General features: G+C 57.2%; 29 protein-coding genes. 22 read left to right on the top strand and 7 right to left on the bottom strand.

The features are described from left to right. Nucleotides 1-203: 203 nt before the first annotated feature. Nucleotides 204-518 carry a response regulator gene (locus ED21_RS12555; protein ID WP_083800459.1) on the top strand — a complete coding sequence of 105 codons (315 nt, stop codon included), beginning with the start codon at nucleotides 204-206 and terminating at the stop codon, nucleotides 516-518. A 220-nt stretch (nucleotides 519-738) separates the two neighbouring features. Here the strand turns inward: ED21_RS12555 and ED21_RS15505 are convergent, their stop codons facing one another. Continuing rightward, complete coding sequence (locus tag ED21_RS15505; RefSeq protein ID WP_006834293.1) at nucleotides 739-909, bottom strand: hypothetical protein; 171 nt, start codon at nucleotides 907-909, stop codon at nucleotides 739-741. A 50-nt stretch (nucleotides 910-959) separates the two neighbouring features. On the opposite strand from ED21_RS15505, the gene ED21_RS14850 reads away from it, so the two are divergent. From ED21_RS14850 to ED21_RS12505, 11 genes are all read left to right on the top strand, one after another. Then, nucleotides 960-1,217, top strand: coding sequence for a hypothetical protein (locus ED21_RS14850; RefSeq protein ID WP_006834292.1), 258 nt, complete (start codon nucleotides 960-962; stop codon nucleotides 1,215-1,217). A gap of 500 nt (nucleotides 1,218-1,717) precedes the next feature. After that, nucleotides 1,718-3,811, top strand: a complete 2,094-nt coding sequence (locus ED21_RS12545) for a catalase (protein WP_006834291.1) — start codon at nucleotides 1,718-1,720, stop codon at nucleotides 3,809-3,811. Nucleotides 3,812-3,832: 21 nt separating this feature from the next. After that, nucleotides 3,833-4,483, top strand: coding sequence for an SRPBCC family protein (locus tag ED21_RS12540; protein ID WP_006834290.1), 651 nt, complete (start codon nucleotides 3,833-3,835; stop codon nucleotides 4,481-4,483). Beyond that, the gene (locus ED21_RS12535) at nucleotides 4,480-5,673 is read left to right on the top strand and encodes a zinc-dependent alcohol dehydrogenase (RefSeq protein ID WP_006834289.1); all 1,194 of its coding nucleotides are present in this window, start codon (nucleotides 4,480-4,482) and stop codon (nucleotides 5,671-5,673) included. The genes ED21_RS12540 and ED21_RS12535 overlap by 4 nt, the downstream gene beginning before the upstream one ends. After that, complete coding sequence (locus ED21_RS12530; protein ID WP_006834288.1) at nucleotides 5,670-6,464, top strand: SDR family oxidoreductase; 795 nt, start codon at nucleotides 5,670-5,672, stop codon at nucleotides 6,462-6,464. The genes ED21_RS12535 and ED21_RS12530 overlap by 4 nt, the downstream gene beginning before the upstream one ends. Beyond that, a complete protein-coding gene (locus ED21_RS12525; RefSeq protein ID WP_006834287.1) occupies nucleotides 6,465-7,715 on the top strand; it encodes a DUF389 domain-containing protein in 1,251 nt (416 codons plus the stop codon). A gap of 139 nt (nucleotides 7,716-7,854) precedes the next feature. Continuing rightward, nucleotides 7,855-8,355 carry a ferritin-like domain-containing protein gene (locus tag ED21_RS12520; RefSeq protein WP_034922688.1) on the top strand — a complete coding sequence of 167 codons (501 nt, stop codon included), beginning with the start codon at nucleotides 7,855-7,857 and terminating at the stop codon, nucleotides 8,353-8,355. A 28-nt stretch (nucleotides 8,356-8,383) separates the two neighbouring features. Next, nucleotides 8,384-9,439: a glycosyltransferase family 2 protein gene (locus ED21_RS12515; RefSeq protein ID WP_006834285.1), complete on the top strand. Its 1,056-nt coding sequence runs from the start codon at nucleotides 8,384-8,386 to the stop codon at nucleotides 9,437-9,439. Then, nucleotides 9,432-10,538, top strand: a complete 1,107-nt coding sequence (locus tag ED21_RS12510; protein ID WP_006834284.1) for an acyl-CoA dehydrogenase family protein — start codon at nucleotides 9,432-9,434, stop codon at nucleotides 10,536-10,538. The genes ED21_RS12515 and ED21_RS12510 overlap by 8 nt, the downstream gene beginning before the upstream one ends. Next, nucleotides 10,535-11,257, top strand: coding sequence for a PIG-L deacetylase family protein (locus tag ED21_RS15230; RefSeq protein WP_083800458.1), 723 nt, complete (start codon nucleotides 10,535-10,537; stop codon nucleotides 11,255-11,257). The genes ED21_RS12510 and ED21_RS15230 overlap by 4 nt, the downstream gene beginning before the upstream one ends. Then, entirely contained in the window at nucleotides 11,250-11,825 is a 576-nt protein-coding gene (locus tag ED21_RS12505) for a class I SAM-dependent methyltransferase (protein WP_006834283.1), read from the top strand. The genes ED21_RS15230 and ED21_RS12505 overlap by 8 nt, the downstream gene beginning before the upstream one ends. Before the next feature lie 113 nt (nucleotides 11,826-11,938). Here ED21_RS12505 and ED21_RS12500 read toward each other — a convergent pair whose 3' ends face one another. From ED21_RS12500 to ED21_RS12485, 4 genes are all read right to left on the bottom strand, one after another. Further along, nucleotides 11,939-14,125, bottom strand: coding sequence for an amylo-alpha-1,6-glucosidase (locus ED21_RS12500; RefSeq protein ID WP_156787468.1), 2,187 nt, complete (start codon nucleotides 14,123-14,125; stop codon nucleotides 11,939-11,941). A 6-nt stretch (nucleotides 14,126-14,131) separates the two neighbouring features. Further along, nucleotides 14,132-15,259: a glycosyltransferase family 4 protein gene (locus ED21_RS12495; RefSeq protein WP_050784775.1), complete on the bottom strand. Its 1,128-nt coding sequence runs from the start codon at nucleotides 15,257-15,259 to the stop codon at nucleotides 14,132-14,134. A 267-nt stretch (nucleotides 15,260-15,526) separates the two neighbouring features. Further along, nucleotides 15,527-16,399 carry a transglutaminase family protein gene (locus ED21_RS12490; protein WP_006834280.1) on the bottom strand — a complete coding sequence of 291 codons (873 nt, stop codon included), beginning with the start codon at nucleotides 16,397-16,399 and terminating at the stop codon, nucleotides 15,527-15,529. Beyond that, nucleotides 16,393-17,310: a transglutaminase family protein gene (locus tag ED21_RS12485; protein ID WP_006834279.1), complete on the bottom strand. Its 918-nt coding sequence runs from the start codon at nucleotides 17,308-17,310 to the stop codon at nucleotides 16,393-16,395. The genes ED21_RS12490 and ED21_RS12485 overlap by 7 nt, the downstream gene beginning before the upstream one ends. Nucleotides 17,311-17,344: 34 nt before the next feature. Here ED21_RS12485 and ED21_RS12480 point away from each other — a divergent pair, with 34 nt between their 5' ends. Next, entirely contained in the window at nucleotides 17,345-18,130 is a 786-nt protein-coding gene (locus tag ED21_RS12480; RefSeq protein ID WP_198005860.1) for an N-formylglutamate amidohydrolase, read from the top strand. Between the two features lie 217 nt (nucleotides 18,131-18,347). Here the strand turns inward: ED21_RS12480 and ED21_RS12475 are convergent, their stop codons facing one another. Beyond that, nucleotides 18,348-18,608, bottom strand: a complete 261-nt coding sequence (locus ED21_RS12475) for a hypothetical protein (RefSeq protein WP_006834276.1) — start codon at nucleotides 18,606-18,608, stop codon at nucleotides 18,348-18,350. 228 nt (nucleotides 18,609-18,836) lie between these two features. Between ED21_RS12475 and ED21_RS12470 the strand changes: the two genes are divergently transcribed. The 5 genes from ED21_RS12470 to ED21_RS12455 all read left to right on the top strand — a co-directional run bounded on the left by ED21_RS12470 (nucleotide 18,837) and on the right by ED21_RS12455 (nucleotide 21,598). Next, nucleotides 18,837-19,706 (top strand): SDR family oxidoreductase, encoded by an 870-nt coding sequence (locus tag ED21_RS12470; protein ID WP_006834275.1) that lies wholly within the window; start codon nucleotides 18,837-18,839, stop codon nucleotides 19,704-19,706. Nucleotides 19,707-19,723: 17 nt separating this feature from the next. Then, entirely contained in the window at nucleotides 19,724-19,834 is a 111-nt protein-coding gene (locus ED21_RS16015; protein WP_369765983.1) for a DUF3008 family protein, read from the top strand. Further along, complete coding sequence (locus tag ED21_RS16010) at nucleotides 19,827-19,910, top strand: DUF3008 family protein (protein ID WP_369766014.1); 84 nt, start codon at nucleotides 19,827-19,829, stop codon at nucleotides 19,908-19,910. Before ED21_RS16015 ends, ED21_RS16010 begins: the two co-directional genes overlap by 8 nt. A 285-nt stretch (nucleotides 19,911-20,195) precedes the next feature. Further along, nucleotides 20,196-20,951, top strand: a complete 756-nt coding sequence (locus tag ED21_RS12460; protein ID WP_233995755.1) for a cytochrome c oxidase assembly protein — start codon at nucleotides 20,196-20,198, stop codon at nucleotides 20,949-20,951. After that, a complete protein-coding gene (locus ED21_RS12455; RefSeq protein WP_006834273.1) occupies nucleotides 20,948-21,598 on the top strand; it encodes a cytochrome b in 651 nt (216 codons plus the stop codon). The genes ED21_RS12460 and ED21_RS12455 overlap by 4 nt, the downstream gene beginning before the upstream one ends. Here the strand turns inward: ED21_RS12455 and ED21_RS16005 are convergent. Next, nucleotides 21,522-22,184: a cytochrome c gene (locus ED21_RS16005; protein ID WP_369766012.1), complete on the bottom strand. Its 663-nt coding sequence runs from the start codon at nucleotides 22,182-22,184 to the stop codon at nucleotides 21,522-21,524. The genes ED21_RS12455 and ED21_RS16005 overlap by 77 nt on opposite strands. Nucleotides 22,185-22,261: 77 nt before the next feature. Between ED21_RS16005 and ED21_RS15500 the strand changes: the two genes are divergently transcribed. From ED21_RS15500 to ED21_RS12440, 4 genes are read left to right on the top strand one after another with little or no spacing between them, the layout of a single operon-like run. Further along, a complete protein-coding gene (locus tag ED21_RS15500; RefSeq protein ID WP_369765980.1) occupies nucleotides 22,262-22,687 on the top strand; it encodes a cytochrome c family protein in 426 nt (141 codons plus the stop codon). Then, the gene (locus ED21_RS12450) at nucleotides 22,680-23,726 is read left to right on the top strand and encodes a cytochrome c oxidase subunit II (protein WP_156787466.1); all 1,047 of its coding nucleotides are present in this window, start codon (nucleotides 22,680-22,682) and stop codon (nucleotides 23,724-23,726) included. The genes ED21_RS15500 and ED21_RS12450 overlap by 8 nt, the downstream gene beginning before the upstream one ends. Then, entirely contained in the window at nucleotides 23,723-26,260 is a 2,538-nt protein-coding gene (locus tag ED21_RS12445; RefSeq protein ID WP_006834271.1) for a cbb3-type cytochrome c oxidase subunit I, read from the top strand. The genes ED21_RS12450 and ED21_RS12445 overlap by 4 nt, the downstream gene beginning before the upstream one ends. Beyond that, nucleotides 26,253-26,555, top strand: coding sequence for a hypothetical protein (locus tag ED21_RS12440; RefSeq protein ID WP_006834270.1), 303 nt, complete (start codon nucleotides 26,253-26,255; stop codon nucleotides 26,553-26,555). Before ED21_RS12445 ends, ED21_RS12440 begins: the two co-directional genes overlap by 8 nt. Nucleotides 26,556-26,576 lie beyond the last annotated feature (21 nt).

The following is a 26,576-nucleotide window of genomic DNA, read 5'->3' as shown; positions in this document are numbered from 1 at the left end:
GAGCGGAGGCTATCATGAGCGCAGGTGAATTCTAAATTCTCACGCAAGTGCCAGAATGTCACACTACGGGACAAGCCCGCATTTCACCGGAACGTCCCCCACCCCCTGGCTTTTATCAAATGATGTAGAATCCCGAGGAGGACCGCGGGTGACCGACCAATTCACGATTCTTATCGTCGAAGACGAGGCGTTAATTCGCATGGATCTCGTCGACATTTTTTGAGGAAGCAGACTTTCACGCGTTGGAAGCGGTGGATGCGCTGGAGGCATACGAGATAATGGCAGACAGCGAGGTTCGGATAGATGTGCTTTTGACCGACATAAATCTCGGGAGGGGCCCTGATGGCTGGGATATTGCTAGGCGTTCACGCGAATTGATTGGTGAACTGCCTATCATCTTTGTTTCTGGCGATAGCAATTCCGACTGGAAGAAACAGAACATATCCAAGAGCGTGATGTTTGCGAAACCGGTGGCGGGAAAAGATTTGCTAGGAGCTGTGAACGCAGCCATGAATTGAGAGCCCACGACGATCTTGTCGTCAGGAGACAGGCTGATGAACCGCCGCAGTTGCAGTCTTTCGACTTCACCATCCCAAGTCCTAGCTGGACAGGTCGAGGGATTTCAGAGCGTCATCACCGGTCAACGAAAGCTAGAAAGAAGCATGGTGCGCCAAGGCCTCAAAAGCAACTCGGCCGAGGATCTGTTGGTGAACTTCGAACAAAGACTGACCTTGACCCTCATGCGGCAAGAACGCCTCTCGCCACCGCCAGATCCTGCACGATACGGTGCTCGGCCAGATTGTGACCATCAAAGAGGATAGCCGCAAGCGGCGCGTCACTGCGGCCGAAGCCTTTCTTCTTCAACTTACGCAGAAGGGCTCGCTGGAGACAGCGCGGCTGCGCGATCATCTCTCGAAGCAATCGAGAAGGCGCGATCGACCCGCGGCGAGGATCACGAAATGCTCGAGGTCATCATCATCTTTAAGATGGTCGGACTCCGCGTGGACTCCATTCTCGAACCGCTCGGAATTGCCATTAAGAAATATCCGACCGACGAGGACCGGGTGAGGTGGGAACTCAATCCATGGATCGTCGAAAACGCGCTTGATCGGCTCGGGGACCGGCAACTCTCGATCGCGGAACAAAAGGAAGTGTGGATCGCGACACGAGCTCCGCGCAAAGTCGCTTGGCCGGACTGGTGGAGTTGCAAAGGATGATAGGATGAGATGCCCAAGTGAACACTTCTGCGCAGCATCTCCTTCGCAGCGGGATGCTCTACCAGACGAGCTGTTTCGCCTGCCTGCGATAGCACCGAAGAGGGGAGTGAAGTGTTACCAGCATTGCGAATGCCTATGGGCGTGCGATGAGGACGGCGTCGCTTCTGTCTGGTACGAAAGGACGATCTAGCTTTAGTCCGCTTTGCGCCCTCTAATCGGTCAAATACCCTCTTCATTGGCGAACCCGAAAGCGGACTTTCATTATAGCGCGAATAGCGGCCACCTTGCCCTATACCGGTCGTATGTGTGCAGCCGGAGCCCTCCGATATTGAAGAACCGGACCACCTTTGGCTGATCATTTCCCCGAGCCGATGAAGTTCATTTCTTTTGCTGCTTCAAGACGCCCCGTCCCCTTTGCGCCTTTCGACTAACCTTTGTTCGATCAGGGAACATCGACCTCTACCAGAGCTTCGAATGACAGGATCGAAAGGAAACCAGTCATGCCTAAAGAATTCGAGCTCTCCAAAGGCGGAGCCAATCATCAAAGGCCGAGAAGCGATGAAGACGTGATGACCACTGCGCAGGGTCATCCGATTGCGGACGATCAGAACTGGCTTACTGCCGGTCCGCGGGGACCGCAGCTGCTCGAAGACCAGATTGCGCGTGAAAAGATCTTCCACTTCGATCACGAGCGTATTCCCGAACGCGTGGTTCATGCCCGGGGTTATGGTGTGCACGGCCATTTCGAGCTGAAAAAAGCCATTCCGCAATATTCTCGCGCGCGCATCTTCAATGAAGAAGGCGTCAAAGTGCCTACCTTCACGCGCTTCTCGACCGTGGCAGGCAACAAAGGTTCTCCCGATCTAGCGCGCGACGTGCGCGGGTTCGCGACCAAGTTTTACACCCAGGAGGGCAACTGGGACCTCGTCGGCAACAACATCCCGGTCTTCTTCATCCAGGACGCAATCAAATTCCCCGACCTGATCCACGCCGCCAAGCCCGCGCCCGACCGCGGGTTCCCGCAGGCGCAGACCGCGCATGACAATTTCTGGGATTTCATTAGCTTGAGCCCGGAGGCGATGAACATGGTCATGTGGATCATGTCGGACCGCACGATCCCTCGTTCCTTCCGGTTCATGGAAGGCTTCGGCGTCCACACCTTCCGGCTGGTGAACGAGAAGGGTCGGAGCCATTTCGTCAAGTTCCACTGGAAACCGAAGCTGGGTCTCCAGTCGGTGATCTGGAACGAGGCGCTCAAGGTCAACGGGATGGACCCCGACTTCCATCGCCGCGATATGTGGGATGCGATCGACGCAGGCGACTTCCCGCAGTGGGACTTAGGCATCCAGGTATTCTACGAGGAATTCGCCGATCAGTTCGAATTTGACGTGCTCGACGCGACAAAGATCATTCCCGAAGAGCAGGTGCCGGTTGAAATCATCGGCACACTTACGCTTGACGCAAATGTCGACAATTTCTTCGCCGAGACCGAACAGGTCGCCTTCTGCACGCAGAACCTCGTGCCCGGTATCGACCATTCGGACGATCCGCTGCTGCAAGGGCGCAATTTCAGCTATCTCGACACGCAACTGAAGCGGTTGGGCGGCCCCAATTTCACGCATCTGCCGATCAATGCGCCCAAGTGCCCGGTGCGTCACTTTCAGCAGGATGGCCACATGGCTATGACCAACCCCAAGGGCCGCGTGAATTACGAGCCCAACAGCTGGGGCGACGGTGACGGTGCCGAGGAAGATCGCGGCCCCCGAGCTTGTCCGATGAGGGGGTTCCAGAGCTACGAAGCTCCGGTCGAAGGTCCCAAATTGCGCGTGCGCAGCGAAACCTTTGCCGATCACTACAGCCAGGCACGCCAATTCTATGTCTCGCAGACTCCTGTCGAGCAGACACACATGGCCAACGCGCTGACTTTCGAACTGTCGAAGGTGGGCCGCATGAGCATTCGCAAACGGATGATCGGCCATCTGCGCCATATCGACGAAGCCCTCGCGCAAGAGGTCGCCGACGGGATCGGCCTTCCCGAACTGCCCGGAAAAGTCCCGGCGGCGCGCGAACCGATCACCGACCTTGCCGAAAGCCCGGCGCTGTCGATCGTCAAGAACGGCCCCGGCAGCTTCAAGGGACGCAAGCTCGGCATCTATATCGCCGAGGGCGCTGATGCGGATGTGGTCAAGGCGCTGAAGGATAACGCGCAGAACGCAGGCGGAATGGTCGAGATCGTCGCACCTCATGTCGCTGGCGCCAAGCTGTCCGACGGCACCATGATGGAAGCCGACGAGAAGATCGATGGCGGTCCCTCTGTCGTGTACGACGCAGTCGCAGTAATTATGAGCGAAGCTTCGGCCAAGCGCTACAACACCGACAAACCCAGCGTCGACTTCGTCAACGACGCCTTCGCCCACGCGAAGTTCGTCGCCTACGTCCCCGCCGTCAAACCACTCTTCGAGACTGCAGGCGTCTGGAACTGGATGGATGACGGTTTCGTTGATGTCTCCTCCGGCAAAGATGCAGCGAGCGACTTTATCGAGAAATGCGGGAAGCTGCGTTTCTGGGATCGCGAAAGCGTAAAGCAGGACTAACGACGAAAGGATCAAAAGATCATGGCAGATCGTAAGACACCCGGGCTGGCCGGAGCGGTAGCAGGGATTGCCCTGGCCGCCGGAGGTGCAGCCTTCGCAAGCTTTCTCGCCCAGCGCCATAAGGACGGTGACGACAACGCACCGCTCTATACGCGCAAGCGACCTGGAACCGACAATCCGATTGTTGGCCGGACCGTTACCATCCGCAAGCCTCGTGCCGAACTCTACGAGTACTGGAAGGACTTCGGCAATCTCGCACGCTTTATGGAGAATCTACAGACGATCAGGAAAGACGGCGACGCGCATATCTGGACGATCAAAGCTCCGGCCGGTCAAACGGTCGAGGTGCGGACCGAAGTTGTTCAGGACGTCGCCAACGAGACTATCGCGTGGCGATCGTTGGAAGGCTCCGACATCGAGACAAACGGTGAGGTCACTTTCACCGATGCGCCTGGCGATCGCGGTACCCGGGTGTCTCTCGTGATGTTCTACAATCCCCCTGCGGGCGAACTGGGACGCGCGATTGCGAAACTGTTTCAGCGCGAACCCGAAGTGCAGGCGCGTCACGACCTCAAGCGATTCAAGATGCTGATGGAAACGGGCGAAATTGCCACCTCGGCTCACACCGAAGACGCTACCCGCCGAGCCAAGCAGCAGGAGACCGGACGATGAGAGCGCTTACCTGGCACGGAACCCACGATGTTCGCGTCGATACTGTCGACGATCCCGAAATCATCAACCCGCGCGACGCGATCCTCAAGATAACCTCTACCGCGATCTGCGGCAGCGACTTGCATCTCTACGATGGAGTGATCCCCGGCGTGGTGCCAGGCGATGTTCTCGGCCATGAATTCATGGGCGAGGTCGTCGAAACAGGGGCCGAAAGTACGTTGAAAAAGGGGCAGCGCGTCGTCGTACCGTTCACGATCAGCTGCGGCGGTTGTTTCCACTGCCAGATCAAGCAGTATTCCGCCTGCGAAAATTCGAACCCGGTGGAAAAGCAAGATATGTCCGCCACGCTGTACGGCCATCCGATGTCGGCGCTGTTCGGCTATTCGCACCTGACAGGCGGCTATTCGGGCGGGCAGGCGGAATATGTCCGCGTGCCCTTCTCCGATGTCGGGCCGATTGTGATTCCCGATCATCTGGAGGACGAGAAGGTCCTGTTCCTTTCCGACATCCTTCCGACCGGGTGGATGGGTGCGGAAAACGCCGAAATCCAGCCCGACGATACAGTGGCTGTCTGGGGTTGTGGGCCGGTTGGACTTTTCGCGATCCAATCTGCGATCGTAATGGGCGCGAGCAAGGTGATCGCGATCGATCACTACCCCCACCGACTCGAACTGGCGAAGAAGCTGGGAGCGGAAGTCATCGATTTCCGCAAGACGGACGTGCGTGACGCCCTGATGGAGATGTCGGGTGGGATCGGCTGCGACGCGGTCATCGATGCCGTCGGCATGGAATCGCACGGTTTCGCAATCGACAACATGATTGACATTGCCAAGCAGAAGATCGGCATCGGAGCCGACCGGGCGAGTGCCCTGAAGCAGGCGATCTTGGCGGTGCGGCCTGGTGGGCGAGTGTCGATCCCCGGTGTCTATGGGGGAATGACCGATAAATTCCCGCTTGGCGCGCTGATGGAGAAAGGCCTGCAGGTTCGGAGCGGACAGACGCATGTCCAGCGCTACACCAAGGATCTGCTTGAAAAGATCGAGGACGGTACGCTCGATACGACCTTCCTGATTTCCCATCGCTTGCCGCTGGAGGATGCAGCGCGCGGCTACAAATGCTTCCGTGAGAAGCAGGACAGTTGGACGAAGGTCATCCTCAAGCCCGGCATGGAGCAGGGGCAGACGGCATGAGCAAGAACCCCATCGATAAGCTATCGGGCTTTTGCGTGATTACCGGCGCATCCAGTGGTATTGGTTTCGAGCTCGCGATACTGGCCGCGCGGGACGATTGCGATCTGCTGCTCGTCGCTGATCAAGGGCTGGACGAAGGCGCTTCCGCCTTGCGCGACATTTCCTCCGGGACGGGGAATATCGAGACTCTCGAAAGCGATCTCGCGACGCAAACTGGGATCGACGAGGTTATCGACAAGATCGCTGGCCGTCAGGTCGATGTCCTGATGGCCAATGCAGGCCAAGGCGAAGGCGACGCGTTTTTCAACCAGGATTGGATGGCGATCAAGCGTACGATCGATACCAACATCACCGGCACCGTCTCGCTGATCCACAAGATTGGCGGAAAAATGCGCGCTGCCAATTCTGGCCGTATTCTGGTCACCGGCTCCATTGTGGACGACATCCCCGGACCGTTCAATCTCGTCTACAATTCGACCAAAGCCTTCGTTGACGATTTCTGCGTCGGACTTAGCAATGAGTTGAATGACAGCAACGTAGTCGTCTCCTGCCTGCTCCCCGGGCTCACCGACACACAGTTCTTCGAACGTGCGGACATGCAAGAGACCTACGTTGGCCGATCCGACGCGAAGGCCGATCCGGCGAAAGTGGCGAAGGATGGTTACGACGCCCTGTTGAAGGGCGAAACGCAAGAAGTGAGCGGGTTGCTAAACAAGGTGCAGCATGCTTTTGCTGGTGTTCTGCCTGACGAGCTTCTGGCCCAGTTGCATCGGATGGCGGCCAAACCCTGAATGCGACAGCTTGCTTTAACCGTCTCGTCTGATGAAGCTGCAGCCACGGTCGCAGCTGCCCAAACGCATGGACTGACCCTGTTCGCCCAATTCGAGGCTCGCGAGCAAGAAGAGGTGCGGCGGGTGCTGATCTTGGAAGCTCCGAACGGGCGGATCGAAGACTTTCTTGCCGAGGTCGAGGACAATCAGGATCTGCGCGCGCTATTCGCCCCTCAAGGCATAATTTCGCTGCGTCCCCCAACTTCGGAACCCGAAAGCCAGATGTTGGATATCCAGCCACGCAGCCCGCTCGAAGTCTTTCTCGGCGCCTTGCAGAGCATTGGATCGTGGCCGGGCTTCCTCGCATACGCGGTCGTCGGCGGCGTGATCGTCTGGATCGGGCTGTTCACCGAAAGCGTTTTCCTTCTCGTTGCCGCGATGCTGATCGCCCCCTTCGCGGGGCCGGCGATGACGCTCGCGATCGCGACCGCGCGCGGAGACGCGAACCTCTTGGGACGCTCGCTCCTGCGCTATGTCGCAGCGCTCGCGGCCAGCATTACGACTGCCTTCCTGCTCAGTATGGCATTCAATCAGCAAATCGCGACAGAACTCATGATCGAAACCAGTATGCGGTCGACCGTATCCCTGCTGCTTCCCCTAGCAGCAGGCGTGGCGGGCGCTCTCAATCTGGTACAGTCAGAACGCAGCAGTCTGGTGAGTGGGGCTGCCACCGGCATGTTGGTAGCGGCCGCACTGGCACCGCCCGCCGGACTTGTCGGCATGGGACTTGCGATCGGTCAGATGGACATTGTCGTGTCCAGCCTGTGGGCGCTCGGTATCCAGATCGTTGGAATAAATCTGGCGGGTTGTGCGGTTTTTCGGATCTACGGCATGCGAACGAAAGGCGCGCGCTATCCACGGGGCAAGGGGTGGATTTCGATCGCCTCGGTTGCGAGCAGCATGGTGGCGCTAGCAGTGCTGCTGGTTCTGCAGTTTTCGAATGTCCCGCAATTCCAGCAATCCTCGATTTCGCAGCGGGTGTCGGCTCTGGTGGTGAACGAGCTCGACCGGTCTCCGGAAATCCGGCTCGTGACGGTCAATTCTCACTTCACCCGCTCGCGCGAGCAGGGAGATAATCCGGTCTGGGTCTCGGTTCAGGTGCAGGCCTCCCTCGACAAGCAAGAAGTGTCCGCCGTCGCGGACCGGATCGAGAAACGCGTTGAAAGCGAATTTCCCGTCACCGCATTGGTGGATCTGACGGCGAAAGATTAGGCTCTGGGCCCAATACCCAAGGACAAACACAACAATTTTCGCGAGGATAAAGTATGGTTTCCGGAACGAGGAGAGATTGGATCGGTATCTCTACTGTCACCCGACGAAACGATCTGCCCCTCTCGAAATGGAGTTTCTGATGTCAGCACCTGCCAATCTTTCCGACTGTTATACCGAAGAACTCGCCGATCTGTGGTCGGCCAACGATCAGATGACGAAAGTCGTTCGCGATCTGGCTGATGCAGCTCAGGATCGAAGTCTGACTGACCGTTTAAGTAGGGCAGCGGATGGGATCGAGAAGCATACGAAGACGCTCAAGTCCCTTCTCAAAGAGTGCGGTGAAAGCGAAAAGGAGCACTGCAAGGGCATGGAGGGTCTGGTCAAAGAAGCCCGCAAGCATGCCCTGGAAGCCGATATCGAAGACGCGGACGTTCGCGATGTGCTGATCGTCGCGCAATATCAGCGCATGTGTCACTACGGCATTGCAGGCTTCGGAACGGCGAAGGCGTTCGCCGAAGCGCTCGGCAATAAGGACCACGCTACCAAGCTCGATACGATCACGTCCGAAATCTACGATGCGGACGAGAACATGACCGATCTAGCGGAGCGCAGCATCAACCTCGAAGCGAAAAAAGGCTAAGCGCGCTTACACCCGGGATGGAACTGAAATGAGCGGTTCTCTCGCCGCGCACATCGCGGAAGTGCTGGCCGGTCCGATATTCGCCGGTCGGACTTCCGCTTTGCGGTGCAGCGAAGGTTTCGAAGGCCCGCTCGACTATGTCGTCGCGGTTCCAGTGAAAGATGAGGCGGCGTTGCTGCCGCGCGCGTTGGATGCCTTGCTAACCGCAATGGTATCTTCCCCCATGCGTGGTGGATTGGTTTTCGTCGTCAACGATACCACGGACGCTTCGGCTGCGATCATCCGTCGGAGGTTACAAAAAGCATTGGTGGCGTTCGCCATCGTCGAAATCTCCTTCGCTCCCGAAATTCGTGATGCGCCGCACGCCAGGCGCTTGGCTCTCGACATTGCGTGGCGGTACGCGCCGGATGGAGTGCTGTTGACTACCGACGCCGACAGCTATGTCGGGCCGAATTGGATCGAATCGCGCTGGTTCCACATCGCGTCAGGATACGATCTCATATGCGAGGATGTTCTCCTTGATGCGCAGGAACTCGCGCTCTTGCCAACGCATGTCGCTGCAGTGGGGGAAGCAGAACGGGCCTATTTCGAAGCCAGCAACCAGCTTTGGCGGACGTGGACCGGTAAGTCGGCGGATTGCTTCGCCTATCGCGCATCGGGGGCAAGCCTCGCCATCCGATCCGATGCTTACTGCAGGATCGGCGGATTACCGACGCCCCCAATCGGAGAAGATTCCGCTATGTGCGAAGCGGTACTCGCGGCAGGACTGAAAGTGGCAATGATGAACGATTGCGAAACACGAACATCCGCACGGCTTCTGGGTCGAGCGCAAGGAGGTTGTGGCGCCTGTCTGAAATCGCGTGCGGCCGAGGACGATCCGTTATGCGACCCGGCCCTGATCCCGTATGCGCTACTTCGCGAATGGGCTTTCGCGGCGAACCGGTTTCCGCATCGAGATTACCGCGAAATCTTGGCGAGCCTACGCGCAGCGAGCGCTCCCGCGCCCCTTCCCTATTCGAGAGTCCTTATCGAGCTCGAAAAAGCCCACAGCTTCGAACGCGAATTGGCTTTCGCGCATGACTGACTTGCTCGAGACATCTAATTTTGGCGAGCTACTCATTCCGATCGCCGAACGAGCCTCGCGCGTCGACAGCCCGGAGGGCGATCTGGCACCCGATATCGAAACCTTGCGAAAGGAAGGCTGGCTGTCCGCCTGTCTTCCCACTGCCGATGGCGGGCGAGGTTGGGGGACCGAACCGAGCGGCAGTCTCGCTGCTCTCGACGCTCTGCGATTCCTAGGGCGCGCGAACCTGTCGGTCGTACGGCTGTTCGAAGGCCATATGAACGCGGTGAAACTGATCGCGCTTTATGGCGACGAAAGGCAGCGCGCTGCGACGTTCGGGGAAATTCGCCGCGGGGCTCTGTTCGGTGTATGGGGCGCGGACGACCCCGGCAATCCCCTGACGATGGTTTGCGTAGGCGAGGAAATTCGCCTGTCCGGGGCGAAGCGCTTCGCATCCGGGCTCGGGCTGGTCGATCGGGCGATCGTAATCGTGTCGGACGGTGATGGCGGCCCCTACATGCTTCTCGCGCCCACCAGCTCTACCAAGCGGTCCGATGCGACGGGCTGGACCATGGCCGGAATGCGCGCCACCCGGTCGGGCCGTTACGATTTCCGCGGCCTCGTTCTTTCTGCCGACAGCCATATCGGACAAAAGGGCGATTATCTTCGCGAACCGCATTTCGAAGGCGGTATCTGGCGCTATTGCGCCGCGCACCTCGGCGGAGCCGAAGCACTTTACCTGAAACTGCTGGCGCACCTGACTGCTCGTGGACGAACCGACGATCTTGACCAGAGACGGCGCGTGGTTGCCTGCGCCACGGCTCTGGAAACATGCCGGCTGTGGCTGGTGCGATGCGCGCGTGAAATCGAAGGTTCCGATGCCGGGCCGGACAAGGCCACCTTGGCCTTGCTCGCTCGCGAAGTGACCGAGGCCACCTGCCGCGAGACAATGGAAACTGTTGACCGATCTGTTGGAATGGCTGCGCACCAAGAAGGCGAACCTTTCGAAAGGATGAAGCGCGATCTGTCCCTCTTTCTCTGCCAAGCTGCACCAGATGCCAAACGAGAAAAAGCCGGCCGCGCTCTTTTCCTCTCTGGTAAATTGGTCGAGATGATATGAGCGTTCCACAATACCCCGTCGGCTCCCTCCTTACCGCTGCAGAAACGGCGAACAGAGTCGAGATCGACACCCTTGCCCCCGATGGAACGGTCCTGATCATCGCGCCCCATCCGGACGACGAAACGTTCGGATGCGGACTGGCATTGGCGGCAGCCGCGCTGAGAAACCGCCGGATAGCGATCGTATTGCTGACCGATGGAGAAGGATCGCATCCCAATGCTAGCAAACTCGGCCCAAAGAAACTGGCTGACCTTCGTTCGAATGAGTTCGTACGCGCATTGAGTTTTCTCGCACCTATGGGCGAGGTCAACGTACTGCGTCTGCATCTGCCCGACGGGAAAAGCCGTTACCATCGTAGCCAACTACTCCGGGTCCTTCCGTTCTCCCTGGCGCAGAGCGCGAGCGTAGTATGGTCGACCTGGCGAGGCGATCCCCATTGTGATCATGAAACGGCAGCAGCGCTCGGCCTTGAGGTGGCAAGAAGGTTATCGGTACCGTTTTGGTCGTTCGCAGTATGGGGACGGTTCGGAAAACGTGCCATTCCAACTGGCCTGCAAACCTTTCATGCCCCCGGTCTGGTAGATCTAAAGTGCAAAGCAATCGCTGCCTACCGTTCGCAGACCGATCCACAAGTGATCGACGACCCGAACGGATTCACAATGCCTGCATCCTTAGTCACCCATTTCGCCACTCACCCCGAACTATTTATCCGTGGTTGACCGCGCAACCCCGCGAAGGGAGCGTTTTGACACCCTTTTTGCCGCCGACCCCGATCCTTGGGACTTCGAGACGAGTTCCTATGAGCGAAGCAAGCGAGCGCAGACAATCGCCGCGCTCGGTTGTCGCCGATTCCGCATTGCTTTGGAGATCGGTTGTGCGACCGGCGTGTTGACAAAGGAACTTGCAAAGGTTTGCGATCGGATCATCGGTATTGATGTGTCGGATTGTGCGCTCTCGATTGCGCAAAAGCGGTTGCGAGATATCTCGAACATTGAATTACGACAGGGTGAAATTCCCAACGAATGGCCCGCCGGCCTTTTCAATCTCGTCGTTTTTTCAGAAGTGCTCTATTTCTTAAGCGAACAGGAAATACGAGACGCCTCGGCGCGAGCACGTCAATCGATGACGGGCAATGGCGTTTGCCTTCTGGTTAACTGGACAGGCCCGACCGATTTACCCTTAGATGGACACGAGGTTGTCGAACTTTTCACGGAAGCGGGGCATTGGAACTGCATCGGTGCCATGCAAGCACCGAATTTCCGGATCGAGAAATTCGAGCTACTGTAGATACTGGTGAGTAAGACGCAGAGGAAAAGAACTTATCCTATCGCACTTGTGTGTGCCTAAATCTACAAATCCATTAGCGTGAGCACTTGCGTTCTCGAATGTTTGCGACGCGTTCAAAGTTTGATTGAGACTCGCACTTTTTCGCCGTTCCGGTGAACGAAGACACTGTTCGCGCGACCCGTTCTCTCAATGTCGAGATCGACCGACTCCTCGCCGCAGACAAGCCCATCGAGTGACACATTGGACAGAAAAACGGGCAATTGCGGCGTGGCGAAATTGATATCGCGCGGGGCCTTAATGCTGAGACCCAGCGCGGCCTGTATGAGATAGAGGGGAGCCGCGCTCGACCATGCCTGCGGCGCGCATGCCACGGGATACATGGTGGGGCCTCGCCCGGTCTTGCGTTCGAAGCCGCAAAACAACTCGGGCAGGCGCTGCTGGTCGAAATAAAAGGATGCCTCGAACAGTCCGGTGAATACTTGGTTGGCCGCGCGCTGGAGGCCATACCGAGCAAATCCTGCGACAATCAAAGCGTTGTCATGCGGCCAAATCGAGCCGTTATGATAGCTCATTGGATTGTACCGCTTCTCGCCCCGCGCCAGCGTTCGTATACCCCATCCGGAAAAGCTATCAGGTTCGAGAAGACGTTTCGCGACCCACTCGGCATGTGGTCTCGAAGCAATTCCTGTCAGAAGCGCGTGGCCCGCATTCGAAGAGACGACACGGCAAGCTTTCTTCTCGCCATCGAGCGCGAGAATATAGCAGCCGAGCTCGGTATCGAAAAACCGATCGGAGAAGCGGCGTTTGAGATCGGCCGCCTTTGCGCGCCAATCTTTCACCTCGTCCGCTTTGCCGAGAGCGACGGACAGTTCGCCCATCGCGCGCCAAGCTCCATACACATAGGCCTGCATTTCGACCAACGCTATCGGCCCCTCGGCCAGTCGCCCATCCGCGTGCGAAATGGCGTCGTGGCTGTCCTTCCAGCCCTGATTTCGGAGTCCGTCTTCGTTACGACGGCCGTATTCGAAGAAACCGTCATCGTCGCGGTCTCCAGAGCTATCGATCCAGTCGGTCGCCGCTACGAGATGCGGCCATAGCCGTTCGATCGTTTGCAGATCTCCGGTTCGGCGGAAATACTCGCCGGCGAGAAATACGAACAGGGGTGTTGAATCCACGCTGCCGTAATAATGGCGAAACGGTACCTCGCCGGTGTTCGCCATTTCGTTCAGACGAGTTTCGTGTAGGATCTTGCCCGGTTCGGCATCGGCAACAGGATCGTCAGTCCGGGCCTGCAATTCTGCCAGCCGTAGAAGCGTACCGTGAGCAAGCGAAGGATCATACCACAGGCTTTGCAAAGCGGTGATAAGAGAATCGCGCCCGAACAATGTGCAGTACCAAGGGATACCGGCATATGCTGCCGGACCTTGCGGCGTCTGTGTTGTCAGCGTGGTCACATCCGCGATACTGCGGGCGATCATGGCATCGAACATAGTGTTGGACGACCCGATTTTCGGACGGCATTCGAGTGCTTCGCGCCGTCCTTTTCTCAGAGCGCGATAGGCTTCAAGATAGGAGCGGGCTGGTTCCACAGCATCTTCATCGCCAAACGCGATCCGGGTGTAGAATACCTTACGCTCTCCCGGGGAAAGATCGACATTGAAGCGAATGCGGTGCGGTTCAACGATGTCGGGTGCGGGTTCGAACGATATCGAAGTCTTGCGGAGAATATCGTCGAGGCCGATATAGCTGTATTGCACCCCATCGCTATTGCAAAGAGGTGGATGTTGAACGCCGCGCCTGTCGCGCTTTGCCCCGCGCACCTCGAACATGTCGCGGAAATCCGCACCGATCGTTAGCTCGATCGTGAAATGATGCGGCGTATCGTCGAAATTGCGCACGACAAGCCGCTCGAAGGCGTTACCTTGGTAAAGGAACTTGATCCGCCCGATATGCAGGATGTCGGCTTCGATACGCCGTCCTTGCCGATTGGTCAGCCCGGTATTGGTCATATCGACAATCAGGGCATCGACACGATCATCGATTGCCGAACCGAGCATCATTGGATGCATACCGCATATCGTCATACGCCAGAACGATAAATGCCGCATATCGCGGTAATAGATTCCTTCGGGCGCATTTTCCGTTCCGATGATATCGCCAAGCTTGTTAAATAGTGCGAAAGCGTCGCCGTGCTTTACTGCACGCAAGTTTTGATCTTGAATTGAACTCGCCGATTGGACCTGATGCTGTCCGTTCTTCTCCGTCGCCATAGGGTTCGGTTGAATGGATAGTTCGTCCATGGGGGGCTAACCTCTTGTTAAAATAACGGGGTCGGCGCCGGTCGCACGGGCAGGTGAATTAGTGTCGCCCTCCTCGCTGAGCATAAAGCCCGATCCTTTTGTACGATGTTCGGTGATTAGCCTTTCGTAGATGCTCACATAGTCCTTCGCCATCCGCTCGGCGGTAAAACGCTCCTCGAAGCGCGCCCGGACTGCCGCTCGGTCCATCGCGATAACTTCTTTTACAGCGGCAACTGCTTCGTCCATGCTGTCGACGATCCGGCCACTTACCATGTCGTCCATGACTTCCGGCACTGAGCCGTTCTTCCAAGCGACGATCGGAGTGCCGCAGGACATCGCCTCGATCATCACAAGGCCAAAGGGTTCGGGCCAATCGATCGGGAACAGTAGAGCGCCCGCCCCGGCCAGAAGCGTCGCCTTTTCAGCCTCATCGACCTCACCGATATACTCGATCGTGTCATGCGCCTCCACCAATGGTCGGATGTGTGTGTCCCAGTATTCCTGGTCGACAGCATCGATCTTTGCTGCGATCTTCAGTGGCTTGCCGCTACGCACTGCGAGTTCGATAGCGCGATCGGGCCGTTTTTCGGGCGATATTCGGCCGAGGAACACGAGATAGTCGCCGCCTTCGGCGCTATAGGGAAGCAACTGGGCTGGCAGGCCGTGATACACGGTATCGATCCAGTTTACCGGCGGCAGTGGCAGGCGCTGATTATCGGAGATAGACACTAACGGCACATGCGAGAAGGTCTGATAGCAATCGAACAACTCAGGCAGATCGAGGCGGCCATGAAGCGTCGTGACTGTCGGGGTGTTCCACGTCTGGATCGACGGATAGTGAAACAGATCGATGTGCAAATGGATAATGTCGAATTCGTCCAGTTTGCGCCTGACCCGCTCGACCATGCTTAGATGATGCGGCACCAGGTTCTGAGCCCCGTCGATCAATCGTAAAGCTTTCGGTGCGCAAGGCACCAGATCGGCTGCCGTTTGCGAGTCACCCGCAGCGAATAGGGTAACATCATGACCCTGTCCGACCAGTTCTTCGGTAAGAAAATGGACGACTCGTTCCGTTCCGCCATAAAGTTTGGGCGGGCAGCTCTCTGCCAAGGGGGCAATTTGTGCAATCCGCATATGAGACTTTCGATAGGTTCACCCCTCAAACGTATCGACTGTCGCTCGGTGCCCGATGACCTGAGTTTATCTCCGGAGATGGCCGCTTTCAGGCGGGGAGCACGGAGCTCTCTACGTCTTAAGTGAGGGCGCTTTGGAGACCGACAGCGCTTGGTGAAAGCCGTTGGACGTCTATGAGGCCGACAAGCGACAGCCCGCTTTCGATTTGAAGACTTCAAGACCGGACACGGCTGGAGCGAGCAAAGCACCCGCACTTCCAAGTCACCTTCAATCACATACCGGCGAAGCTAATTGGGGAAGAGCCGTTTCTTTTGGCGTTCGACTGAGATCAATATCGGCAACTTCATCGGTATGCACATGGAACTCGGTCAGCGTCGCCGGGCCGAATTGAGTTGTGAGCGCAGTGTCGGTTGCGTCCCGCCCCCGCGCCATCACGATACGAGCAATTCTGGGCCGATTGTGTCGCGCGTCAAAAGTATACCAACGATCACCCAGATAAGCCTCGAACCACGCACTAAAATCCATTGGATAATCGACAGGTTCTATTCCGATATCACCCAAATACCCGGTACAATAACGAGCCGGAATGTTGGCGGCTCTACAAAGCGTAATAGCTAAGTGAGCGAAGTCCCTACACACTCCAAAGCGTTGATCGAAAGCCGACCTCGCGGTGTGCTCGGTACTGGCTTTCATGTAGTCGAATTCAATCCGGTCATGCGCCGCTTGCACCAATGCCTGAGCTCGTTCCCAACCCGGCTCTGTCTGCTTGGCTATTTCCCAAGCCTCGTCAGCCAATTTGTCAACTTCGCAATAGCGCGAACTGAACAGAAACTGTAAAACTTCGTGAGGCAGCTCTTCAATGGGCACCTGCCTCGCCCCGGGCGAAACAGGATCCGGTTTCCCACTGTCCTCGATCACGAAATCAGCGCTTAATTTGGTCGTTCCAGGCGGAAGAGTGAAGCGACTACAGACATTGCCGAACTGGTCGATATGCGTTTGCACCTGCACGTTGCGGTCGATATCCAATATCTCAGGTGTTCTGAGATCCTTTTGCCGTTCGGGCCTGACATGCAACAAAGCGAGCATCGGCACCGAAGCTTCAGCTTGGAAATGAAGGTTGTAACCGGCACGGATCAACATTCGGAATTGTCTCCATGCGGCGCGCGGGGATGACTAGTTTCCAGATCGACTTGCTTGATCCGCACATCAACATCCATATCGATATGACTTCCTTTCTGTCCGACCCACGTTCCCGACAGTGGCACGGCCTGCGTAGGCTCGCGCGCAACTGCGACACGTATCAGACCGCGATTTCCGATGATGCCATTGGTCGGATCGAATTCTATCCAACCCGATCCGGGTAGGAATACTCTTAGCCATGCGTGCGTTGCATGGCCGCCGATCCGCCTGTTTTCGTTTTGGGGATTATAGAGGTAACCCGAGACGAAGCGGGCGGCGAATCCCAGAGCCCTTACGGCTTCCATCATAAGAACTGCGTGATCGCGGCAAGTGCCTTTACGCAGAGACAAAGTCGCTAGCGGCGATTGCACGCCCTTGTCGAAGCGTGGCTCGTAATCGAACTCGGTATAGATCGTTTCCGTGATACAGCGCAGAAGGCTGAGCGTGTCGGTCCTCTCGTTCGTGAGAAATCCGCGCGCCCACGTGTCGATTTCACGGTCCCCATCGGGATACAGGCGCTCGATCGAACGCAGGAGATCCGGCATGTCCTCGGCCGAATAAGTAAACGGGTACGTTTGGGCATATTTCTCGATCGCGATGTCGTCTGGACCGTTAGGAAGGTGTTCGACTTCTGCGGTTGACCTGATTTCCAGTTCGTCCGCCCTAGTGTCGAATTGCGCTATGGCTACAGCATTGCCAAATACGTCCTGTAACCAGCGCAGCGACGTTGGTTCGGGGTCGATAGCAAGTTCCGCCCGTAGAACGCGTTGGTCGTAACTTTCACGGGGACGCACCAGTATGCGATGTTCGCCGAAGGACACATCGCGGCGGTAGCGGTAACGTGTCAGATGGTTGATGGAAACTGTCGGCATGGAACGGAGTTTGGCGGGAGGCCTTTCAGCATCAATGAGTTACGGCAACCTTCTCAACGCTTCGGATGGCAATCCGGTCCGCGCCAACTCTGTGCCTGTCACCGAAAGCACTTTCCTGCTCGTCGGCGACCATGCTGGCAGTGCCATTCCAGCTCGACTTGATCGACTTGGATTGTCTACGAAGGATCGATCACGGCACATCGCCCTTGATCTGGGAGTCAAGGAGCTTGGGCTGGCACTGGGCAATCGCCTGGACGCGCCATTCCTTTGGCAGCATTTCTCCCGGCTGGTTTGCGATTGCAATCGTAGCCCTGAAGATCCGGAGTGGGCGGCCAAAATCAGCGACGAAACGACGGTGCCCGGCAATATGCAATTGGATCAACACGCATTACTGGCACGCCGCGAGGAAATATTTGAGCCTTATCACGCAGCCATCGGTGCGGCAATTTCAGAGCGTCAGGCGGGTGGTCGGCCAACGACATTCGTTTCCCTCCATAGCTTCACACCATCAATGGCAGGACAGCAGCGCCCGTGGGATATAGGTATCCTGCATGACGGCCATGAGGACGGTTTCGCCCTGAGCGTCCTCTCGCTTTTATGGGCCAAGCAATCTCATTGCATTGGCGATAACGAGCCGTACGATATGGATGAAACCGATTACACCGTCCCTCGCCATGCTTATCCACTAAAGCTTCCTTACATTGAAATAGAGGTGAGGCAGGATCGTATCTCCAACTCAGCCGGAATCGATGAAATGGCAGATCTGCTTGGGGATACCCTTAAAGCTGCGATACAAGGGGAGCCGTATAGCTCCCAATAACAAGCCATGGTCCGACAAAATTTGCGGCAAGTGAGAGACGCAATAGGCTTGCAGTGTGGTGTGGAGAGACAGCCAGCTAGAGGTTCGACCGCGGATAATCGAGAATCCGGAACAGGTTTTCATCTTGCATGTTTTAATAGGGATGCTTTCGCAGAGCTGTTAGCCGGAGGCTTATTGCGACCCCCTCCCGTCAGGCCTCCGGCACTCCCGACCATCACTACTCCAGATTATTTAGCTGATCGGTTAAAGAGGCTATCTTCTCGACAGCCTCGCGGGTCTCTCCTTCGTACCTGACGGGATCTGCACGAACGTAGTCGCCCACCGACGGATGCGCGATATATTTCACAGCAACAGCTCGACAAGCCATCATAGCCCTGTGCAACTCGTCATGACTTGTTGGCTTGTCGTCCTTTGCAGCGACAGCCTTGGTGGCGGCTTCGCGCGCCCATGCAGCCAGATCGTCAAGGCCTCCCTGCATATTGCGTCTCTTTTCACCGGCTTGGCGCACATCTGAACCGTCAGTTCGTGTCAGAGATTCACGCCTTTCGTCCATACGCGATAGACCATGAGCGCACGAGGCTACAGACAACGCTTCACCCCAATGGCTGCACAGTTCAAACCAGTCCAGAAACTCCTACATACTGTTGGGGTTTTAAGGGTTTGATGTCGAGCAAAGCAAAAATCGCAGATAAAGAGGCTCCATGAAATGAATGACCCGGCCACTTTCCAGCCCGAAATCGCCGAGGAACCCCGTATGCCTGGCTCGGAAGCGGATATGAATGAAAAGCCGGATTGGCGGCCCCGATACCGAGGATCCGAACGGCTTAAAGGCAAAGTCGCCATCGTCACAGGCGCCGATAGCGGTATCGGTCGAGCGGTCGCTGCTCTTTTCGCGCGGGAGGGGGCCAACGTCGCTATTGTCTACCTTGCCGACGAGGAAAGCAAAGACGCCGAAAAGACCAAAGAGATCGTTGAGGAGGAAGGCCAGAAAGCAATCTGTCTTCAAGGGGACTTGGGATTTCACGGATTTGCCGATGAAGTCGTTGCCCGTACCATCGATGCGTTTGGTAGCCTCGATATTTTGGTGAACAACGCCGGTGAACAGCATCCCGATGAACGCGTTGAAGAAATTACCGACGATCAGCTTCGACGTACCTTTCAAACAAACATCTTTTCGATGTTCTACTTAGTACAGGCCGCAAGGCCGCACCTCGGCAAGGGTGGGGCCGTAATCAACTGCACGAGCGTCACGATGTATAAAGGGTCGGACAATCTACTCGATTACTCAGCCACAAAAGGCGCGATCACCGCTTTCACCCGGTCCTTGTCAGAAAATCTAATTGGTGATGGAATCCGAGTGAATGCGGTGGCCCCTGGTCCGATCTGGACACCGCTCAACCCATATGGTGGACAGCCACTCGATGACATGGATAATTTCGGAAAGAACACACCGATGGGCCGTCCTGGCCAGCCCAATGAAGTTGCTCCGGCCTTCCTGTTCCTGGCTTGTGAAGACGCAAGCTATATGTCCGGGCAGGTTTTGCACCCCAACGGGGGAGTTATTGTCGGGAGTTGAGAGCCAAGGAGAATACAATGCCAGCCAAGTCAAAAGCGCAGCAAGCGGCTGCGGGAGCAGCGTTGAGTGCAAAACGGGAAATGACCAAAAAAAAGCGATCTTCCGGGCGCGTCGAGGGAAATGTATGACTCGATGAGCGAAAGCGAGTTGGAGGACTTAGCGAGCACCAAGCACAAGGGGAAGCCCGAGCATAAAGGGGGCTAGATGCCAACGCTCCTCTCGGTGCTCACAACATATGGTGATGTCGGGGAACGTATTCTAAGCTTAGTCGTCAGGCCGTCGATGAACGAATAATCTGATCTCTCGCCTGATAGCCTCAACTGTGTACGGCCCCTTGCTGTTTTTCCTGAATGGAAAATTCAACTTTAAGAAACTCTGATTGCTTCCGCAGCTCGGGGAGCTGGACAGTTTATGACATCGGTTAGCTTGCGATTGCTCCCTGCTGGTTCAGAAGTTTGCAGGACACCACACGAGTTTCTGAGCATTTAATTGCTGACCGAACCACACGTTCACGGGAGACGACTGCTGCACGATTGGCTGCCCTACTGTGGAGAGGCTCCAGATCCCGAGGGCTGGTTGACCCATTGGAATTTCGCACCCGAACTGATCGCCTGTCTTCTTGTCGTGACCGGGGTCGCACATTGGAAACGGGTAAATTTGAGAGCCAAGCCGACATATGCACTCTTGGCCCTCTTTTGCTTTCTCTACATCAGCCCATTCTGCGCGTTCGGCTCCGCTTTGTTCACAGTCCGCATCGTTCACGACGTCATACTCGCAGCGGTGTTCGCCCCACTGCTCATTGCGTCCTTTCGGCTCGAGGATAAGAGCTTGCCTGGAACGTTGACCATCTGGACTGCGGTCCATGCCATCACATTCTGGGGTTGGCATGCACCCGCACTTTACGGGTTTGCCATGAGCAGCGACGCGGTTTTCTGGCTAATGCAAATCACCATCGTCGCCACGGCAGCAGCATGGTGGGTCAAAGTCATTCGATCGCCAGCACCAGCGGCCGCGACAGGATTGCTGGCGACGATGGTCACAATGGGGGCACTCGGCGCGCTGCTTACCTTCGCGAACCGTGCATATTATGCGCCACATTGGCTAACGACCCGCTTGTGGGGGCTCTCACCCATGGAAGATCAGCAGATCGCGGGCATCGTCATGTGGGCCCCGGCGAGCTTGGTCTACCTCATCGCCGCTTTGACGATACTTTATCGATCGCTTGATAGTAGAGCGCCTGCATGAGGCTTCATGACCTGATCCGTAGATGGGCGGTCAGCTATACCGAGCAGGGGAAGTATTCGCCGGTCGGTGTCTGGTTCCACTGGATCATGGCAGGGCTGGTGCTCTTTCAGCTCGGCTCAGGTTGGATGATGTCGCGCTATCCGGTCGGGGCCAGCAAGCTTGCCACCTACGAACTGCATAGCGAGCTGGGGCTGACCATCTTGTTCCTCGCCATCTTGAGGTTTGGCTGGCGACTATTCGTCCCCGATCCGGTCAATGACGCTGATGCGCCCGGCTGGCAGAGCAGGGCAGCACATATCACACAGTACCTTTTTTACGGCTTGTTCGCGCTACTTCCGCTGAGCGGATGGGCGATGTGGTCCGCGATCCAGCCGGTGCAGCCTCTGCGGCTTGCCGGATTGGTCGCGATACCCCCAATGCCCTTTCATTCACTCTCCCCAGCGTGGCAGTATCAGGTGCTCGACTGGGCGGAGAGCCTTCATGTACTCGGCGTCATCAGCCTCGCCTTGCTGGTGCCGCTGCATGTCATTGCCGCGTTGAAACATCATTTCTGGGATCGCGACGATACAGTCAGGGGCATTCTACCGGAAATCCGAGACGACGAGACGGCTCCGGACCATACGCAATATACGCCGCGAGTGGGCTGATCTCGTCCTCTTTCAGCTTGCTGGCCGCATCGTGCATGACGTTTAGTCCATCGCCGTATCGCTCACCGTTGCGCCAACGGAGCAATTGTTCGGCGTGGTACGCCGCGCTCTGACCGACCAAGGGTGGATTGCCAGCACCTAAGCCCAGACCGGTTTCTCCATGGCAAGACGCGCAAGACGATAGAGCGCGTTCGGGTAACCCTGCATGATAGATCTCGTATGCTTTCGCGATCTCGCACGAGGGTTCAGGTCCACCCTTGCTTCCTTGCACGTCCTTCGGAAAATCCATGGCCGCGTAATAGGCTGACACAGCCAGCCGCTCCTCGGAATTTAGACGGCCTGCAAGCCAAGTCATCTGGGGATGGCTACGTTGGCCGTCCGCGTAAAAGCCCAGCTGACGAACCAAATATCCGGCATCCATGCCCGCTATCCTCGGTACCAACGCTCCGTCACCGCGACCGTCCAGCCCATGACAAGTATGGCAAGCAGCCTGCGGACCCGCGTCCCCGCCCGATAAGGCAATCAATTCGCCGGTGTCGTCGAATGGATCCTCAATCGAGGCAGGACTGCATGACGCCACCGCCATTGAAAGGGCGGCGACGAACTGGTTGAAGCGGAAAAGCATCGTCTGGCGGGAACGAAGCGTGCGATTGTCCGGTTCCCATGGGAATGGGGAGTGTGGAGCATCGGCATCGGCATCGGCATCGGTCTTGGAAGGCCATAGTGACTTACGTAGTCTTAGCCGCTTGTGCACCGCTTGCCGGATGCAAGGACCCGGTTGAGACGCGGCGGGAGCCGGCTACCGGACCGAAGGATCGGGGCTTAGCAGCAATCAAGCGCGCAGGCTGTGGATCTTGTCACGAAATCCCAGGACTGGACTGGCCTGCCGGGAGATTGGGGCCATCGCTGGAGGGCTTCGATGATGTCGGCTTGATAGCAGGCCAGTTACCGAACCGCCCGGACGTATTGGCAGCCTTCATCCGCAACGCACCTACCGTGAAAGAGGGCTCTTCCATGCCGCCAATGCCAATTAGCGAGGCGGAGGCCGCCGACATCGCGGCTTATCTGTATGGGCTCGACCATGATTGACGCACTCTGGGGTTGGCCACCTCCGGTACTCGATCCGGCAGGCCCCTATTCGGGCAAGGTCACAACCTTGGCTTGGTCGCTATTCGGTTTGGGGGCTTTTGTCACACTGGTCGTGGTGTTTGCTCTCTGGGTCGCCATCAAGGGACCGGACAAGTGGAAAACGAAGCTTGGAGGCGAACGCGCGATCTGGCTTGGCGGTGTGGCCTTTCCAGGCATCGTATTGACCGCGTTGCTGGTGTGGGGACTGACGCTGACCGCCAGTCTGACTGAGCCGATCCGCGGGGACGAAATGCGTATTCGCATTACCGGCGAGATGTGGTGGTTCCGTGTTCAATATCTGGATGCGTCGGGCGCGGTTTTGATGGAAGATGCGAACGAGATTCACATTCCTGTCGGACGTCCGGTGGTGCTCGAGCTGGAATCCGCCGATGTGATTCACAGCTTCTGGGTTCCGCATCTATCGGGAAAGAAAGACATGATCCCCGGGCGGCGCACCCTGCTGCGGATAGAAGCCGATCGCGCAGGTGAGTACGGCGGAGTATGTGCAGAGTATTGCGGGCGGCAACATGCGCTGATGGGCTTCGTAGCTGTTGCACATGACGACGGTGATTTCCGAGAATGGTATGCCGAGCGGAACGACCGATTGATTCCGGCGGGACTGGGCGCAACCACGCCAGAAGAACCACTATTCGCCTCAAGGACGGTCGGTTCGGAGCAGTCAGCGGACCCGCGTCCGGTTGCAGGCGCAAATGCGGATTTTGGCCAAGTGTCCGGGCAGGAACTTTTCATGCAGTCCGGGTGTGCTGCGTGCCATCGTGTTGCCGGGACAGAGGCGAACGGTCTCGCTGGACCGGATCTCACTCATGTAGGATCGCGCCGGACGTTAGGTGCGGGTATATTGCCCAACAACCGCGGTACCCTCATCGGCTGGATAGGCGACAGCCAATCGCTCAAGCCCGGCAATCGTATGCCGAGCTATGACATGCTCAATGCCGATGAGCTCGAAGCTATCGCCCTCTGGCTCGAGCAGCAGAAATGAGATCCGAGACGGGTTTCGATTATGCGCTTTACGAGCGCTTTCCAACCGAGAAGCGCCCCGACAGCGAGGTAGAGGAATTGAACCGCATCTGGCGCGCGCCCCAAGGATGGGCACGCCTTACCGCGGTCAATAACAACTACGTCGGTTTCTGGTACGTCGTCACCGCTTTTGGTTTCTTTCTTGCAGCAGGAATTCTGGCGCTGGGCATGCGCGTACAGCTCGCCGCTCCGATGCAGGATTTCCTTGGCGTCGACACCTATAACCAGTTCTTCACGATGCACGGAACGGTGATGATGTTCCTGTTTGCCGTGCCGATGGTGGAGGCGATCGGGATCATGCTTTTGCCGCAGATGCTGGCGGCACGCGATTTACCGTTCCCCAGACTGTCGGCCTTCGCTTTCTGGGCCTATTTCGTAGGCGGGACGATGTTTTTTCTCTCGCTATTCGTCGGGCTGGCGCCTGACGGTGGCTGGTTCATGTATCCGCCGCTGACGAGCATTGCCTTCAGTCCCGGTATCAACACCGACTTCTGGTTGCTCGGCATCGGTTTCATCGAGATCTCGGCGATAGCTGGAGCGATCGAGATCATTGTGGGTGTGTTGCGCACCCGCGCGCCGGGAATGACCCTCGACAAGATGCCGATGTTTGCATGGGCGATGCTGGTGTTCGCAGTAATGATTGTGGTCGCTTTTCCGAGCGTGATCCTGTGCACCATGCTGTTGGAGATCGAACGAGCGTTTAATTGGCCTTTCTTCGATGCACTTCGCGGCGGCGATCCGATGCTGTGGCAACACCTCTTCTGGTTTTTCGGTCATCCGGAAGTTTACATCATCTTCATCCCTGCCGCGGGTCTGATGAGCATGATGGTGGCAGCAGTCGCGAAGGTGCCGCTCGTTGGGTACCGCCTCAATGTGCTGGCACTGGTTGCTACCGGGTTCATCAGCTTTGGCGTCTGGGCGCATCACATGTTCACTACTGACATGCCGCGAGTCTCTGCAGGCTATTTCTCCGCCGCGAGCATGGCGGTCAGTCTGCCTGCCGGGATACAGGTGTTCTGCTGGATTGCGACGCTCGCCAGCGGCAAGATCAAATGGACCACACCCGCGCTATTCGTTGTCGGGAGCGTGGTAATTTTCACGATGGGTGGGTTGACCGGCGTGATGGTGGGCATGGTGCCCTTCGACTGGCAGGCGCATGATACCTATTTCATTGTCGCCCACCTCCATTATGTGCTGATGGGCGGTATGGTTTTTCCGATGTTTGCCGCGTTTTATCACTGGCACGGCATGACCAGTAGCAGGTCATTGTCCGAGCGAGTTGGCAGATGGGTCTTCGGGCTGATGTTCGCGGGTCTTCATATCACTTTCTTCCCGATGCACCTGACCGGCCTCATGGGCATGCCACGCAGGGTCTATACCTATTTGCCCGGCCGCGATCTTGATCTGCTCAACTTGGTGTCTACCATCGGCGCTTTCGTATTGGCAGCAGGGATACTCCTATTCCTGTTTGATCTCGCACGCCGCTTTCGCTTCACAGTTCATGACGATGCGGGCAATATCTACGGCGGCGGCACGCTCGAATGGCTTCCGACCGGTCTGTATTCCACGCGCTCCATTCCGCTGGTCACGTCGCGTGAGCCGTTGTGGGACCGCCCCCAGATCTCGAAGGAAGTCGAAGAAGGGCGCTATTTCCTTCCGAACTCTGCCACCGGCCAGCGCGAGACACTGATCACCTCCACCGTGATGGCTGAACCTCAGTATGTTCAGCTCATGCCCGGCCCGTCGCCATGGCCGTTGTCGGCTGCTGTGTTTACCGCTCTTTTCTTCCTTTCGCTGACGGTGCAGGGCTATGCCTTTGCGGTTTTCTGCGGGATTGTAGCGGTGCTGAGCACGCTACGATGGCTATGGGAAACCGACCGTCCAATCAAACAGGAAAGCGCCGACATCGGTGGCGGTATCGAGGTGCCGATCGCAATCACCGGGCCGAAAAGCCACGGCTGGTGGGCGTTGAACACTTTGATGGTCGTAATCGGCATGATCGGCTTCATGGCCGTATTTGCCTATCTCTATCTCTATGGAATCAATCCCGAAGTCTGGAGCGCGCCTCCGCCCCTCGGTGAAACCGTAATGATTGTCGGGATAGAAGCGACGGCGCTTCTTGCGGCTTGGGGCGGGCGTCGGTTTCTCGCAACGAAAGAAGGGCGGCTTGCCGAAGACCTGCCTTGGATGCTGGAGGCACTTGCTGCGGCACTGTTGGTCGGAGCGTTATATCTCGATGTGACTGGTTGGCTCGCTACGGGTCTTGAACCCACTGCGAATGGCATGGGTGCGACTGTCTTCATGCTTTCGGTGCTTCAGGGACAGGTGGTCGTAGTTGCTGTCATCATGGCGGCCTATCTCGCCTTTCGCGAAGCACGAGGCATCATGACCACTCCGACAAACGTGACCATGGATATCGTCGCACGTTTCAAAATGTTCTGCGCGCTGCAGGGCATGATCTTTACTCTCTTGCCGAGGGTGTTCCCCGGTGTCTGAAGCGAATAACAGCGAGATTGGCGACCCCATCGACCGTCCTTCGATCTATCGCACGCTTCTGATCGCCTTCGTGATCTGGTCGGCGCATTTCACCGTCAGCTACGCCGGGGTGCTAATTTTCCCCGATGACGACATTGCACGGATCATCGCGATAGTTGCTGGTCTAATCGCAATCGCCGTATTGCTGGTACAAGTCCGGACGCTACCTGCTCCCCGCTCGTCGCTTGCCCTCGGCGCCCTCGGCCTGGCTGGGGCAGGTATAATCTGCGGCACTATCCCTGCCATTGTGGGTTAGGTCAGGGAGGCAAAGCCGCCA

It is taken from the genome of Erythrobacter sp. SD-21 (genome assembly GCF_000181515.1).
In the GTDB taxonomy this organism is placed as follows: domain Bacteria; phylum Pseudomonadota; class Alphaproteobacteria; order Sphingomonadales; family Sphingomonadaceae; genus Qipengyuania.
The sequence above is the reverse complement of the archived record's forward strand: the minus strand, read 5'-3'. Positions and strand labels throughout refer to the sequence as shown.

Coding starts and splice junctions, on each gene's coding strand:
- ED21_RS15505 (WP_006834293.1), bottom strand. CDS start 909: ATGATCGCGCAGCCGCGCTGTCTCCAGCGAGCCCTTCTGCGTAAGTTG.
- ED21_RS14850 (WP_006834292.1), top strand. CDS start 960: ATGCTCGAGGTCATCATCATCTTTAAGATGGTCGGACTCCGCGTGGAC.
- ED21_RS12545 (WP_006834291.1), top strand. CDS start 1,718: ATGCCTAAAGAATTCGAGCTCTCCAAAGGCGGAGCCAATCATCAAAGG.
- ED21_RS12540 (WP_006834290.1), top strand. CDS start 3,833: ATGGCAGATCGTAAGACACCCGGGCTGGCCGGAGCGGTAGCAGGGATT.
- ED21_RS12535 (WP_006834289.1), top strand. CDS start 4,480: ATGAGAGCGCTTACCTGGCACGGAACCCACGATGTTCGCGTCGATACT.
- ED21_RS12530 (WP_006834288.1), top strand. CDS start 5,670: ATGAGCAAGAACCCCATCGATAAGCTATCGGGCTTTTGCGTGATTACC.
- ED21_RS12525 (WP_006834287.1), top strand. CDS start 6,465: ATGCGACAGCTTGCTTTAACCGTCTCGTCTGATGAAGCTGCAGCCACG.
- ED21_RS12520 (WP_034922688.1), top strand. CDS start 7,855: ATGTCAGCACCTGCCAATCTTTCCGACTGTTATACCGAAGAACTCGCC.
- ED21_RS12515 (WP_006834285.1), top strand. CDS start 8,384: ATGAGCGGTTCTCTCGCCGCGCACATCGCGGAAGTGCTGGCCGGTCCG.
- ED21_RS12510 (WP_006834284.1), top strand. CDS start 9,432: ATGACTGACTTGCTCGAGACATCTAATTTTGGCGAGCTACTCATTCCG.
- ED21_RS15230 (WP_083800458.1), top strand. CDS start 10,535: ATGAGCGTTCCACAATACCCCGTCGGCTCCCTCCTTACCGCTGCAGAA.
- ED21_RS12500 (WP_156787468.1), bottom strand. CDS start 14,125: ATGGACGAACTATCCATTCAACCGAACCCTATGGCGACGGAGAAGAAC.
- ED21_RS12495 (WP_050784775.1), bottom strand. CDS start 15,259: ATGCGGATTGCACAAATTGCCCCCTTGGCAGAGAGCTGCCCGCCCAAA.
- ED21_RS12490 (WP_006834280.1), bottom strand. CDS start 16,399: ATGTTGATCCGTGCCGGTTACAACCTTCATTTCCAAGCTGAAGCTTCG.
- ED21_RS12485 (WP_006834279.1), bottom strand. CDS start 17,310: ATGCCGACAGTTTCCATCAACCATCTGACACGTTACCGCTACCGCCGC.
- ED21_RS12480 (WP_198005860.1), top strand. CDS start 17,345: ATGAGTTACGGCAACCTTCTCAACGCTTCGGATGGCAATCCGGTCCGC.
- ED21_RS12475 (WP_006834276.1), bottom strand. CDS start 18,608: ATGCAGGGAGGCCTTGACGATCTGGCTGCATGGGCGCGCGAAGCCGCC.
- ED21_RS12470 (WP_006834275.1), top strand. CDS start 18,837: ATGAATGACCCGGCCACTTTCCAGCCCGAAATCGCCGAGGAACCCCGT.
- ED21_RS16015 (WP_369765983.1), top strand. CDS start 19,724: ATGCCAGCCAAGTCAAAAGCGCAGCAAGCGGCTGCGGGAGCAGCGTTG.
- ED21_RS16010 (WP_369766014.1), top strand. CDS start 19,827: ATGTATGACTCGATGAGCGAAAGCGAGTTGGAGGACTTAGCGAGCACC.
- ED21_RS12455 (WP_006834273.1), top strand. CDS start 20,948: ATGAGGCTTCATGACCTGATCCGTAGATGGGCGGTCAGCTATACCGAG.
- ED21_RS16005 (WP_369766012.1), bottom strand. CDS start 22,184: ATGGCGGTGGCGTCATGCAGTCCTGCCTCGATTGAGGATCCATTCGAC.
- ED21_RS15500 (WP_369765980.1), top strand. CDS start 22,262: ATGGGAATGGGGAGTGTGGAGCATCGGCATCGGCATCGGCATCGGTCT.
- ED21_RS12450 (WP_156787466.1), top strand. CDS start 22,680: ATGATTGACGCACTCTGGGGTTGGCCACCTCCGGTACTCGATCCGGCA.
- ED21_RS12445 (WP_006834271.1), top strand. CDS start 23,723: ATGAGATCCGAGACGGGTTTCGATTATGCGCTTTACGAGCGCTTTCCA.